We start from the raw sequence: 13,156 nt of genomic DNA on the forward strand, positions 1-13,156 counted from the left end.
AGTAGTAAGGCTTTTTTATTTTGCCCTGAAAGGGGGTGAGAAATTGAGATTTTTGGATTGGATAAAAGATTTTTTTGGAGTTGATCAAAGCACTGTATATCTTAATCAGCAAGCTATAGCAACGCAGGAGATTCAGCTTGCTATAGAAGCTTTCGCTATATCATCAGCTATTAGTTTAATATCAAGTGCAATAAGCAAATGCGAGTTTAAGACTTACTTAAATGGAAAAGAGCTAAAAGGTGAGGAATATTATCTTTGGAATATAGAACCTAATAAAAATCAGAATTCAAGCCAGTTTATACAAGAGTTTGTTTCAAAGCTACTCTACAACAAGGAATGTCTTGTAATAGAGATTAATGGACAGCTAATTGCAGCAGACAGTTTCTATCAAAATGAATATGCAACAAAAGAAAATTCTTTTGTAAATGTTGTTAAGGGAACTATGAACTTTGATAAAACATTTAAAATGAATGAAGTTTTATATTTTAAGCTTGGAAATGATGATATAAGAGCTTTATTATCCAATCTGCTAAAAGGGTACAATAACCTTTTAAATATGGCTATAGGAAAGTATAAAAGGTCTGGTGGAAGAAAAGGAATATTAGATATTGATGCAACAGCAAGCGGAAATCCAAATTTTCAGCAAAGATTTGATGATTTGATGAACGACAAATTTAAAAAATATTTTGAAGCAGAAAATGCGGTACTTCCACTTCATAAAGGATTTAAATATGAAGAACAAAATGGAGAGGGGAATAAAAAGTCCACGAGTGAAATGGTGGATATTTCTTCTATAACAAAGGAGGCCTTTGAAAGGGTTGCTCAAGCATTTAAAATGCCACCAGCATTACTTAGAGGTGACATAGCAGATATAGGAAAGCTTACAGATAACTTTCTAACTTTCTGTATAGACCCAATTGTAGATATGATAAGTGAGGAGGCTAACCGTAAGAGATTCGGTAAAAGTGCATTTTTAAAAGGATCATATTTGAAAGTAGACACAACCTGCATTAAACACATAGACATATTTTCTATTTCAGAGGCTTTTGACAAACTTGTTGCAAGTGGTGGATATAGCATAGATGAATTAAGGCAAAAGGCAGGTGATACTCCATTGAATACAGAGTGGAGTAAAAAGCATTGGATGACTAAGAATTATCAAGATATAGAAAATTTGAAAGGAGGCGAAAGCATTGAATAAATCAGTATATTTAATAAAACAATCTGTACAACCTAATGCATTGGATTTATATATTTATGACTATGTAGAGGGTGATAGCTATGATTGGTGGACAGATGAAAAAATAGAAAGTGAAACATCTGCAAATTATATTCAAAAGCAGCTAGAAGGTGCTAAGGAAGTTACTCAAATAAATATATATATAAACTCTTATGGTGGAGAAGTTAAAGAAGGTCTAGCAATTTACAATCAACTTAAAAGGCATCCAGCACAAAAAACAGTATATATAGATGGGTTTGCTTGCTCCATAGCCTCTGTAATTGCTATGGCTGGAGATAAAGTTGTTATGGGGAATAATACTCTCATGATGATACATCATGCTTCTATGGGTGCATTTGGTAATGCAGAAGAATTGAGAAAGGCAGCTAATGATGTTGAAGTGATTGATAAAGCCAGTTGTTCAAGTTATCTTGCAAAAGCTGAGGATAAACTCTCAGAAGAAACATTAAATCAATTATTAGATAATCAAACATGGCTCAATGCTGAACAATGTTTGCAATATGGACTATGTGATGAGATAGCTGGAAAAGAGGATGACAATATATCAAAGGCACAGCAAAGATTTAATAATGCCATAAAGCAACAAATGGAAAGTTTAAGACAAGAGGTTAAGGTGCCAGAAAACTTAGTAAAACAAAAAACCAATGCTGAAAAATTAATGGCAGCATTTAAAAAGAATATGGGAGGAAAATAATTATGGGAATGAAAAGTAAAGATTTAATACAACAGGAATTAAAGGATAATTTAGTACAAGCCTTCAAAAGTGATGATGAAAATGCAATAGCTCAAGCCTTTGCAGCATTTGCAGATTCGGTGCAACAAAATGTAATGGACGAATTTAATGCTTATCAGAGAACAAATGACAGTAATATACTTGCTAACAGAAATATCCATCAACTTACATCAGAAGAAAATAAATTCTATCAAAGTATTATGGGAGCTATGAAGTCAGGAAATCCAAGACAAGCAATTACTGATTTAGACATAGCTTTTCCTGAAACAATAATCGACAACGTAATTGCTGATATAAAGGAAGCTCACCCATTATTGGATGCAATAAGCTTCACAAATACGACTATATTAACTAAGATGATCCTTAATAAGCAAGGAACACAGCTTGCATCATGGGGACCTTTAAATTCTGCAATTACTGAGGAACTAAGCGGAGCAATCGGGAAAATTGATCTTACTATCTGTAAGTTATCTGCATTTATGATTATATCAAAAGATATGCTTGCAGCTGGACCTACCTGGATTGATGCATATGTAAGAGCAACTTTATCAGAAGCAATAGCATTAGCACTAGAAACATCAATTATAACAGGTACTGGTAATAATGAACCTATAGGAATGGACAGAAATGTTGCTGACAATGTAACAGTAACTGGAGGAATTTATCCTAAAAAAGCAGCAGTAGTTATTACTAATCTTGAGGTTCAAACTTACAGTGCATTGTTAGGGAAACTATCCCAAGCACCAAACGGAAAAACAAGAGCAATAGACAAGGTATTACTTATTGTGAATCCTACAGACTATTTTACTAAGGTTATGCCTGCAACTACAATCAGATCAACTGATGGAACATACACAAATAATGTTTTCCCATATCCAACCCAGGTTATTCAGTCTTGTGGAGTTGGGGTAGGAAGTGCAATCATTGGTATAGGAGAGAAATATTTCATGGGAATAGGAGCAGGAACAACTGGTGGAAAAATAGAGTATTCTGATGAATTTAAGTTCCTTGATGACGAAAGAGTATATCTGACTAAGTTATTTGGTAATGGCAGATCTTTAGATGATAATGCATTTATACTGCTTGATATCTCTAATTTAACACCTGCAAAACTTAAAGTTGTAATTGAAAATTATGAACAAGCATTAAAGGCTCTTACTGTTACTTCACAGGCTGGTTCAGCATCTGGTAAGACAAAAATTACTATATCACCATCAATTACTGAAGGTAATACTTATAAATATAAAACAGGTACAACAGTTACATTACCAGTATTCAATCAAGTTCTTACAAGCGGCTGGACTTCATGGGATGGTACTTCTGAAATTACAGCTACTACAGGTAATAAGATTGTAATTACAGAAGTTAATGCAGCTAATGAATGTAAAGCTATCGGTGAGGCAACTGTAACATCTATGGTTTAATTGAGGTGATATAAATGGAGGATGTATTACTTGCTGATGTAAAAAGCTATCTTCATATAACATGGCAGGATGAAAATACAGACAAAAATTTAACTGATGCAATAAATAGTAGTAAGGCACGTTTGCAAGAAATTGCTGGTGTGCCTCTTGATTTTACAGTTGAAGGATTAGCAAAAGATTTACTAAAGGATAGATGTAGGTATATTAATAGTAATGCCCTTGAAATGTTTGAGAAGAATTTTGCTAGTGAGCTTATGAGTTTGCATATTCAAGGCCAAGTATTTGCAATGGGAAGTGAAACTATATGAAAATAAAAGTAGATAATATAGAATTTATTAGTTTCTCTGATGGAATATGTGATATTTATTCTGAGGATGAAGAAGGTAATAAAGTAGGTAAATACACAAATTTAGGATTCAGTAATAGGGTGTTAGGATTTAAGAGATATTTTACAGCTGCAGCTAACCAGATACAAGTTAATAGAGTGATAAGAATACCTCCGGTACCTAATATAGATAATCATGACACTGTAGAGGTCAAGAACGTAGGTAAATATAGTGTTGAGTTGGCACAAGTTGTTTTTGATACTAATCCGCCTAGTATTGATTTAACTCTTAGACAATTAGAAATGTTTTAGGTAGTAAAATGAGTACAGTAGGAATAGATGGACTTGCGGACTTAATAGCTGAGTATATGGAGAATTATTCTCAAGAGGTTACAGATGGTATTAAAAAGGCTATTGATACTGTTGCAGATGAGGCAAATCAAGAAATTAAAAATCATATTATTTTCAAAGAACGTTCAGGTAAGTATGCAAGGGCATTTAGATTAAAAACATCCTATGAAGATAGATATAATAAAAGAAAGACATGGTATGTTGCAAATGGACAACATAGATTAACTCATTTGCTTGAGAAAGGTCATGCGCTTAGACAAGGTGGAAGAACAAGAGCATATCCACATATAAAATATGGCGAGGAGCTTGCACAGAAACGAATGGAGGAATTAGCAAAGGAGGCTATAGAAAATGCTAACGGACGTTAAAGCATGGTTAGAAACTACAGGAATGAAAGTTGCAGAAGAGCGTTTTTTTAAGCCTCCTGCACTTCCATATATCGTATTTTTAGAGGATAGAGCTGTAAGTGGTGCAGATAGCAAAAACTGTATAGCAGATAGGGAAATAAGCATTGAATTATATTCTGATAAAATTAATCAAAGTGATGAACAGGCAATTGAAAACTTGTTAAATGAGAAAGCAATAAACTACAAGAAAGATCGTACATGGATTCAAGCAGAAATGTTTTTTCAAACTGTGTACGATTTTAATTTAATTGAAAAAATTTAGGAGGAGATATAATGTCAACAGCAGGCGAAAAAATTGTTTTAGGCTCAGGAAAACTTTATGTTATTGAGTTTACAAATAAAACTATACCAGATGATGCAACTATCGAAGTTGAGACAAATTTATTAGGGTTAATTTCTGGAGGTGCAAATTTAGAGTATAAACCAAAATTCTACGAAGTTAATGATGATTTAGGGATTGTACAGAAGGTTATTCTTACTGATGAAGACATAACACTTAAGAGCGGTGTACTAACATGGAATGGTAAAACACTTGCTAAGTTATGTTCAACTGCAAGGGTGACTGAAGCAAATGGAAAGAGAACTGTCAAAATAGGTGGTTTAGGCAATCAAGATGGGAAACAATATGTAATTAGATTTGTACATGAAGATAAAATTGATGGAGATATTAGAGTAACAATTGTGGGTAGCAATCAATCAGGATTCTCCTTCAAGTTCTTGAAAGATAAGGAAACAGTAGTAGATGCAGAATTTAAGGCAGCTCCTATGGACAGTGAAGGAACTAAAATTATCTATGAAGAAGATATTCCTGGTGTAATTGGTTCTTTAACTGTAACATCTATAGCTGGCTCAATAAGTGGTAAAACTGCAATAACTGTAAATCCTACGCTTACTAGTGGAAATAGTTATATGTATAAGACAGCAGCTAATGTTGCGTTACCTTCATTTAATGATGTTTGTAATGTATCGGCTGGATATACTTCATGGGATGGAACTGCTGAGATTACTGCTACTACTGGTAATGAAATTGAAATTATTGAAATTAATAGTGAATTCAAAGCTGTTAAAGCTGGTAAGACTACTGTTACAGCAAAGGTATAAAATAATAGGCGGTTAAATACCGCCAGAAAAGAGGTAATATAATGTTTAATATAAATACTGTAAGTAAAAGATATTTTAGTATTAAGATTGGTGACTTGGCACTTGATGTCGAGCCGCCAAAACTTAAAGCTTTAAAGAAAATTACATCATTGGCAAAGTCAAGAAATGAAGATGCTATAGATGATTTGGCGGAAGCTGTAGGGATGATTCTAAGTAAAAATAAAGCTAACTATAAAGTACCAGACGAGTTAATTGATGAATTAGATTTAGATCAAATGAATCAGATTTTAACAGCATATTTTGAATGGCTCGCTAAAACTAAGAATGACCCAAACTAAAACTCCCTTATTATCCTAGTGATGAAGAGGGAGATAAGGGACATTATGAGGTCAATACAATTGAAGAGAAAATTATATGTGAATATACAGGATATAATTTTGATAGGTTGGAAGACTTAGATGTATTTGAATACTGGCTGTTGCTCCGTGACGCGGTAATTTATAACCATATGCAGACTGAAGAGGGTAGAGAATATCTTGAAAATTGCTGGAGAATGGAGCAAACTAAGCCAGATAGAGAAAGCTTAAGAGAAAAAATGAAAAAGAATTAGCTTAGGTAATTTCAGTGAGCTAGCTCTTTTTTTTATTCTCCAGAAAGGAGGTATGTGATGGCTAATAATATAAAAGGTATTACCGTTGAAATTGGTGGAAATACATCACCATTGGAGCAATCTCTTAAAGTAGTAAACAAAACGAGTAGAGATTTACAAAGTGAGCTTAAAGAAGTAAACAAGGCTTTAAAATTAGATCCTACTAATACTACTTTATTGGCTCAAAAGCAAAAATTACTTGCTGAAAGTATCACAAATACAAAAGAAAAACTTGATACTTTAAAAGAGGCAGAAAGACAGGCACAACAACAGTTTTCACAAGGAAAAATAAGCGAAGAACAATATAGAGCCTTACAAAGAGAAGTAATAAATACAGAGAGTAAGCTTGGAGGTTTGAAAAAACAACTAAATGAAACTAGTTCATCAACGAAGAGTTTTTCCAAAAGTGTCACTGAAGTAGGAGAAAATTTAAATAAAGCAGGAGAGAAAATATCTAGTGTAGGCGAATCTATGACCACGAAAGTTACAGCTCCAATAGCAGCAGCAGGAGCTGTAATGGTAAAGGGAGCCTTAGATGCAAGTAATGCACAAGGACAATTACAAGCCTCGTTAGGGATTACATCTAGTGAGGCAGCTAATTTAGAAAAAGTTGCGCAAGATGTATGGAAGAATGGTTTTGGTGAAAATATAGGACAAGTAACAGAAACAATAACAACCATAAGAAAAAATATGAAGGGGCTTTCTGACAGTGAACTGAAAGGTGTAGCAGAAGGTGCTTTAACTATATCTAGGGTATTTAATCAAGATGTAAATGAAGTAACTAAAACAGCAGGCACAATGATGAAAAATTTTGGGATCTCTGGACAGGAAGCACTTGATTTAATAACAGTTGGGTTTCAACAAGGTGGGGACTATTCTGGGGAACTTCTAGATACTTTGAATGAATATTCACCTCAATTTCAAAGTTTAGGATTATCAGCGGATCAGGCTATGAAAATTCTGATAGAGGGTGCCAATAATGGAGCATTCAACCTTGATAAAGTTGGTGATGCCATGAAAGAGTTTAATATAAGGGCACAAGATGGTAGTAAAACAACACAGGAAGGATTTCAAGCCATAGGACTTGATGCAAATGAAATGGGTCAAGCCATAGCGGAAGGTGGAAATAAAGCACAACAGGCATTTATAGCTACCGTAACAGCTCTTGCAAATATGAAAGACCCTTTACAACAGAATCAAGCTGGGGTAACACTTTTTGGAACACAATGGGAAGATGTTCGCTCTAAAGTAATTTTAGCAATGAAAGATGGTACGAGTGGCATAGATAATTTTAAAGGAGCTACTCAAAATGCTGCTGATGCTATAAATAAAAATAATCCAGGATTAGTACTACAAGCAGCATTAAGGCAATTACAAGCAGCTGTTATCCCACTTCTACAGCCAATAGTAAATTTTATAACTAGTTCTCTTATACCAGCAATACAATCTATTGCAATTGGCTTTGCTAATTTATCTCCAGGAGTTCAACAATTTATAATTGTGATGCTTGGGGTATCGGCTGCGATAGGTCCCATATTAGTTATTATAGGGAAAGTTGCAACTGTTATAGGAACAATTAGTGGAGCTATAGGGTTATTAACTGGTACTTTAACAGTTGCGACCCCAGCAGCAACAGCGTTAGCTGGAGCTATTACACTTATAACTGGACCAGTAGGAATAGTTATAGCTGCAATATCAGCATTGATAGCAGTATTTGTAGGATTATATAAATATAACAGTGATTTTAGAGAAAGTGTAAATAATACATGGAATCAAATAAAAAGTATTATAGGTACAGTTATTGAAGAAATAAAAACTATAATTTCTGTATTTGTTCAAGTCGGAAAAGAATTATGGGCAAAGTATGGAGATGACATTGTTACAATAGCTAAGAATAGTTTTAATTTAGTTGCCAGTGTATTACAAACTGCAGTAGATGTATTAAGTAATATTTTAAAAGTTTTTTCAGGCATATTTACAGGTGATTGGAGTAAGGTGCTAGAAGGACTTAAGGGTATATTTAAATCTATATGGGATGGAATGGGTAATATACTCAAAAATGCAATTACTCTTTATAAATCCATAATAACCACAGAGTTTAAAATAATATCTAATACAATAGAGGCAATATTAACACCGATAAAAACTTTCTTTAGTAATTTATGGAATGGTATTGTAAATGGAGTAAAAACAGCAAAAAATAATATATTAAATGTATTTAACAGCATTGGTACTGCATTAACAAATGTGTGGACCAATATAGCAACTAGTGCTGTTACAGCTTGGAATAATATAAAAACTTCTATTATTGCAATAGTTACACCTATTGTTGCATCTATATTAAACATATTCAATAGCATTAAGCCGGGATTACAGACAATATTTACAGGATTAAGTAATATAATAACAGGAATTTGGGAAGGAATCAAAAATATCATATTAGGTGTTGTATTAATAATTTTAGATTTAGTAACAGGAAACTTTACTAAATTATCGCAGGATGTACAAAACATATGGAATAATTTAAAAAATGCATTTGCACAGATTTGGGAAGGAATAAAACAAGTATTTACAGGATATTTACAAGCTATAGCTGATTTCTGTAGCGCTATATGGAACGAAATGGTTTCTAGTGGACAAACAATTTGGAATAGTTTTTTACAGTTTATGTCTAATTTATGGAATAATATAAAAACCACAGCAATAAATGCTTGGAATAATATAAAAACATCTGTAGTAAATACTTGTAACAATATTAAGACAACAGTAATAAATATTTGGAATAGCATCCTTAACTGGTTTTCTGAATTGCCTAGTAAGTTATATAACTACGGTGTTGAGATGTTCACTAGTATGAAGAATGGTATCGAAAGTACTATAGGAAATGTGAAAAGTGCTATTGAGAGCGGAATAAATAGTGCATTAGAGTTTTTGGCAAGTTTACCAGGTAAAGCATGGACTTATGGATCAGATTTTGTTGATGGAATTGTAAAAGGAATTAAGGATTCTATGCAGAAAGTTGAGGATGCAGTATCTGCACTAGCAGCCAAGATAAGATCTTATTTACATTTCAGTGTTCCAGATGAAGGGCCACTTACTGATTATGAGACATGGATGCCTGATTTTATGGATGGGCTCGCAAAAGGTATTGAAAAAAATAAACACCTTGTAACTAATGCTATAAAAGGTTTAAGTGGAGATATGGCTATAGGCGTAAAATACAATGCAATACCAAATACGACTGCAACAGCAAATAATTCTAAAGCTATTACACAGAATATAACAATTAATAGCCCAACTGCTTTAAGTCCTGCAGAAACTGCAAGACAAAATAAAAGAGCGTTACAAGAACTAGCATTAAATTTTTAAGGGGTGAATTAGTTGGCTAAAAAACTAACATATATAAATACTTTAGGAGCAGAGTTAGAGTTAACTAATTCTGCTCCATTCTTATTACAGAATTTTGATACAAATAATAATGTGAATATCTACAATAGTAAAGGTATGGTACAAGATGGATGTACATACTTAGGCAATACTTTGGATATTAGAGAGATGTCTTTAGAGATTGCGGTAATAGCTGATACAGAAGAAGAATTAATAAACTATAAGGATAAAATAAACAAGGTTTTTAATCCTAGAAATGGTGAAGGTTATTTAATATATAAAGATGATATTAAAGAAAGAAGAATAAAGTGTATAGTCAATAAGATTCCTTATTTCTCTGTAATTAATAACAAGGTTAACAAATGTTTAATATCTTTAACTGCTAACAATCCATTTTGGACAGATATTCTTGAAACTAGAGAAGAAATAGCCCTTTGGAAAGGTGATTTTGCTTTTGAACTTGAAATACCTTCTGATGGTATAGAGATGGGACATAGAGAACCTTCTTTAATCGTTAATGTAAATAATACTGGCGATGTAGAAAGTGGTATGAGGATTGAATTCAAAGCACTTGCAACACTTATTAATCCAAGCTTATTAAATGTAAATACGCAAGAATTTATAAAGATAAATAAAACTATGAGTGTTGGAGAAGTAATTAGTGTAAATACTTACTTTGGAAATAAAAGCGTTACAAGCACCTTGAATGGTGTTAATACTAATGCATTCAACTATATAGATTTTCAAAGTACTTTTTTACAATTGCATCAAGGTGATAATCTGCTCCGTTATAATGCTGATAGTGGCTTAGATAATTTAGAAGTGTCAATTTATCACCAAAGTCAATATCTGGGGGTGTAAAGCATGGAATTGTACATTTTCAATAGAAATCTAGAATTTCAAGGTATAATTGATAATTTTACATCTCTAAGATGGGTAAGAAGATACTACAAGAGTGGAGAATTTGAATTACAATGTACTTTAACTCCTGAAAGCTTACAGTTACTACAAAAAGAAAATATTATCTATAAAAAAGGTGATGTTGAAGCTGGATATATTGAGTATAGGAATCTAAAATTAGATTTAGAGGGCAAAGAAATATTAGTAATTAAGGGTAAGTTTTTAGCATGGTATTTAAACCGTAGAATTATTTGGGGTACTGAAATAATTAATGATACTGCGGAAAACGCTATGAGGATACTTGTAGATCATAACTGTATTAATGCAACAGATAGCAATAGGATTATTAATAATTTGATGCTGGGCAACCTAAATAACTTTACTGGAAATGTAAATTATCAAGTGTCTTATAAAAATCTTGCGGATGAAATTGAAAATCTAAGCAATGTAAGTGATTTAGGACATAGAGTAAACTTTGATATAACTAATAGAAAACTTATATTTGATGTATACAAGGGAATTGATAGAAGTATAAACCAATCTGTTAATCCTAGATGTGTTTTTTCTAAAGAGTTTGAAAATATATTAGAACAAGAGTTTACAGATAGTCTTAATAATTATAGAAATTTATGTCTTGTAGGAGGAATAGGAGAGGGGACTGCTCGTAAAATGGCTATTGTAGGAAATGCTACAGGACTAGATAGATTTGAAATATTCAACGATCAGAAGAGCTTATCCAATGTAGATAAAAATAATGATCCTATAAGTGATACTGACTATACTAATCTACTAAATGAGAAAGGCAATGAAACACTTGCAGAAACTAAAGAAATTAAGACATTTGACAGTAAGGTAAACTTAAATTCTAATTTAGTTTATAAAGTAGATTTTGATTTAGGAGATATAGTTACTTGTGTAAGTAAAAAGTGGGGTTTAATTTTAGATACTAGAATTACAGAGGTAGAAGAGATTTATGAAACAAGTGGGAAACAAATTAATGTAGTTTTTGGTAATAATATTCCCACTATAATTGATAAAATAAAGCAGAAATTGAGGTGATAATATGGCTGAGAAAAGTAGCTTTTTTAATAGTGTAAATGGCGATAGGAAGTATAAAGCTAGTGATTTTGCAGAGTTTTTTAATTCCTTTATAACAAACGGTGTGTTCCCTAATCCCTCAACCAAACTCCAGGTATTCGCAAATAACAATATGACAATTACGATAAAAGCAGGGAAGGCATGGATCAATGGTTATAACTATTATAATGATAGCGATTTAATACTTAATATAGATGTCGCAGATGGTGTATTAAATAGAATAGATAGAGTTGTTCTTAGAATGGATACAGTAGGGAGAGCTATAAATGCAAAAGTTAAAAAAGGCACATTTGCAAGTTCTCCAATTGCTCCCGCACTGCAAAGAGATGCCGATGGCTATGAATTAGCCTTAGCTGATATATATGTAGTTAAAGGTGCAGTAAGTATAGTACAAACTAATATAACAGATTTGAGATTAAATGCAGATTTATGTGATTTAGTAAGTTTCATAGCACCTATAGATACAACAGCTATATTTAATCAATACCTGGACTGGTATAACACTAAAACTTCCCAATATCAAACAGAAATGTCTAACATGGAGCAGCAATTCCAAAACGACTTTAATGCATGGTTTAATAGTATAAAAAATACACTTAGCGGAGATGCTGCAGGTAATTTACTTAACATGATAAATGATCTAGCTGGAGTTGGCAGAACCAATCAAACTGTAAAGGGAGTCAGTGATGCTCTTGAGTCGCATAAGGCTGATAATATGTATAAAACTGCAGGAGGAACTGCTACAGCAATAGCCTTAAATATAAATGGCACATTGGTAACAGGATATCCTATAACATTTATAGCAAGTGCTAATAACAATGGCAGTGCTACAACTATAAATAATAAAAAATTATATAAACCAGGAACAACTACGGCACCTAATCTGATATCAGGAAAAGCATATACTGTTTGGTATAATGCTACAGGAGACAACGGTAATGGATGTTTTTTTATCAAAGCTAGTGCTGAGGGAGATGTTACCCCCGATAAAGTACTAGCTAATTATAAATATAGTTCAGATGATGTAGTTGGTGGAGTTGGAACTATGCCAAATCGTGCAGGAAGTGTGTTAGGTAGTGGAGCTACTACTAATGGCTCATATACAGGAAATAAATTTGAATATGATATAGTGTTACCTACTAGTGGTTATATGGATAATACAACTAAACTACACCAGACTTTAACTAATTTACTACCTTCAAATTTCAAGAAAGGCGTTACCATACCAGAAATTGAATTTACTGGTACTATGGTTGAAGCTGATAATTTAGACGGTCGTCCATTCTATGTTGCGGGAAGTGGTACACCAACAACAGATAAAACATTGTTGGAAGTTACAGGGAGTGGTTGGATTATTAGCCTTATGAATTATAATTCATCATCCTACGCATACAGAATTACAATTGATGGTTCACTAGTAGTTAATGATTCAGTCAATGGGAATGGTTCAACTTTATTTATTTATAGGTTTAACTCTTCATTAAAAATTGAAATTTACGGTACATCAGTAAAAGCTTTTTATATTTTAGATTGATAGGAGG

The 13,156-nt window shown here is 32.7% G+C and carries 14 protein-coding genes; all 14 read left to right on the forward strand.

Going from position 1 to position 13,156, the window contains the following annotated elements; genetic code table 11:
* Positions 1–43 precede the first annotated feature (43 nt).
* The 14 genes from ACZ5N4_RS02165 (at position 44) to ACZ5N4_RS02230 (ending at position 13,149) form a co-directional block, all read left to right on the forward strand.
* Positions 44–1,201, forward strand: a complete 1,158-nt coding sequence (locus ACZ5N4_RS02165; RefSeq protein ID WP_464206763.1) for a phage portal protein — start codon at positions 44–46, stop codon at positions 1,199–1,201.
* Positions 1,194–1,934: a head maturation protease, ClpP-related gene (locus ACZ5N4_RS02170; RefSeq protein ID WP_464206765.1), complete on the forward strand. Its 741-nt coding sequence runs from the start codon at positions 1,194–1,196 to the stop codon at positions 1,932–1,934. The genes ACZ5N4_RS02165 and ACZ5N4_RS02170 overlap by 8 nt, the downstream gene beginning before the upstream one ends.
* Positions 1,935–1,936: 2 nt before the next feature.
* Positions 1,937–3,397, forward strand: coding sequence for a phage major capsid protein (locus tag ACZ5N4_RS02175; protein WP_464206767.1), 1,461 nt, complete (start codon positions 1,937–1,939; stop codon positions 3,395–3,397).
* 14 nt (positions 3,398–3,411) lie between these two features.
* Positions 3,412–3,705, forward strand: coding sequence for a phage head-tail connector protein (locus tag ACZ5N4_RS02180; protein WP_464206769.1), 294 nt, complete (start codon positions 3,412–3,414; stop codon positions 3,703–3,705).
* Positions 3,702–4,034 carry a hypothetical protein gene (locus ACZ5N4_RS02185; RefSeq protein ID WP_464206772.1) on the forward strand — a complete coding sequence of 111 codons (333 nt, stop codon included), beginning with the start codon at positions 3,702–3,704 and terminating at the stop codon, positions 4,032–4,034. Before ACZ5N4_RS02180 ends, ACZ5N4_RS02185 begins: the two co-directional genes overlap by 4 nt.
* Before the next feature lie 8 nt (positions 4,035–4,042).
* Positions 4,043–4,441 (forward strand): hypothetical protein, encoded by a 399-nt coding sequence (locus tag ACZ5N4_RS02190; protein ID WP_464206774.1) that lies wholly within the window; start codon positions 4,043–4,045, stop codon positions 4,439–4,441.
* The gene (locus tag ACZ5N4_RS02195; protein WP_464206776.1) at positions 4,425–4,742 is read left to right on the forward strand and encodes a hypothetical protein; all 318 of its coding nucleotides are present in this window, start codon (positions 4,425–4,427) and stop codon (positions 4,740–4,742) included. Before ACZ5N4_RS02190 ends, ACZ5N4_RS02195 begins: the two co-directional genes overlap by 17 nt.
* 11 nt (positions 4,743–4,753) lie before the next feature.
* The gene (locus ACZ5N4_RS02200) at positions 4,754–5,581 is read left to right on the forward strand and encodes a hypothetical protein (RefSeq protein WP_464206778.1); all 828 of its coding nucleotides are present in this window, start codon (positions 4,754–4,756) and stop codon (positions 5,579–5,581) included.
* Between the two features lie 41 nt (positions 5,582–5,622).
* Positions 5,623–5,919 (forward strand): hypothetical protein, encoded by a 297-nt coding sequence (locus ACZ5N4_RS02205; RefSeq protein WP_464206780.1) that lies wholly within the window; start codon positions 5,623–5,625, stop codon positions 5,917–5,919.
* Positions 5,920–6,026: 107 nt separating this feature from the next.
* Complete coding sequence (locus ACZ5N4_RS02210) at positions 6,027–6,191, forward strand: hypothetical protein (protein ID WP_464206782.1); 165 nt, start codon at positions 6,027–6,029, stop codon at positions 6,189–6,191.
* Between the two features lie 57 nt (positions 6,192–6,248).
* Complete coding sequence (locus ACZ5N4_RS02215; RefSeq protein ID WP_464206784.1) at positions 6,249–9,599, forward strand: phage tail tape measure protein; 3,351 nt, start codon at positions 6,249–6,251, stop codon at positions 9,597–9,599.
* Between the two features lie 12 nt (positions 9,600–9,611).
* The gene (locus ACZ5N4_RS02220; RefSeq protein WP_464206786.1) at positions 9,612–10,478 is read left to right on the forward strand and encodes a phage tail family protein; all 867 of its coding nucleotides are present in this window, start codon (positions 9,612–9,614) and stop codon (positions 10,476–10,478) included.
* A 3-nt stretch (positions 10,479–10,481) separates the two neighbouring features.
* Positions 10,482–11,576 carry a siphovirus ReqiPepy6 Gp37-like family protein gene (locus tag ACZ5N4_RS02225; RefSeq protein ID WP_464206788.1) on the forward strand — a complete coding sequence of 365 codons (1,095 nt, stop codon included), beginning with the start codon at positions 10,482–10,484 and terminating at the stop codon, positions 11,574–11,576.
* A 4-nt stretch (positions 11,577–11,580) separates the two neighbouring features.
* A complete protein-coding gene (locus ACZ5N4_RS02230; protein WP_464206790.1) occupies positions 11,581–13,149 on the forward strand; it encodes a hypothetical protein in 1,569 nt (522 codons plus the stop codon).
* Positions 13,150–13,156 lie beyond the last annotated feature (7 nt).

The sequence above is a fragment of the Clostridium nitrophenolicum genome, assembly GCF_055391695.1.

Excerpts from the sequence above, each read along its gene's own strand:
- ACZ5N4_RS02175 (WP_464206767.1), top strand. The coding sequence starts at position 1,937 with ATGGGAATGAAAAGTAAAGATTTAATACAACAGGAATTAAAGGATAAT.
- ACZ5N4_RS02180 (WP_464206769.1), top strand. The coding sequence starts at position 3,412 with ATGGAGGATGTATTACTTGCTGATGTAAAAAGCTATCTTCATATAACA.
- ACZ5N4_RS02185 (WP_464206772.1), top strand. The coding sequence starts at position 3,702 with ATGAAAATAAAAGTAGATAATATAGAATTTATTAGTTTCTCTGATGGA.
- ACZ5N4_RS02190 (WP_464206774.1), top strand. The coding sequence starts at position 4,043 with ATGAGTACAGTAGGAATAGATGGACTTGCGGACTTAATAGCTGAGTAT.
- ACZ5N4_RS02195 (WP_464206776.1), top strand. The coding sequence starts at position 4,425 with ATGCTAACGGACGTTAAAGCATGGTTAGAAACTACAGGAATGAAAGTT.
- ACZ5N4_RS02200 (WP_464206778.1), top strand. The coding sequence starts at position 4,754 with ATGTCAACAGCAGGCGAAAAAATTGTTTTAGGCTCAGGAAAACTTTAT.
- ACZ5N4_RS02205 (WP_464206780.1), top strand. The coding sequence starts at position 5,623 with ATGTTTAATATAAATACTGTAAGTAAAAGATATTTTAGTATTAAGATT.
- ACZ5N4_RS02215 (WP_464206784.1), top strand. The coding sequence starts at position 6,249 with ATGGCTAATAATATAAAAGGTATTACCGTTGAAATTGGTGGAAATACA.
- ACZ5N4_RS02225 (WP_464206788.1), top strand. The coding sequence starts at position 10,482 with ATGGAATTGTACATTTTCAATAGAAATCTAGAATTTCAAGGTATAATT.
- ACZ5N4_RS02230 (WP_464206790.1), top strand. The coding sequence starts at position 11,581 with ATGGCTGAGAAAAGTAGCTTTTTTAATAGTGTAAATGGCGATAGGAAG.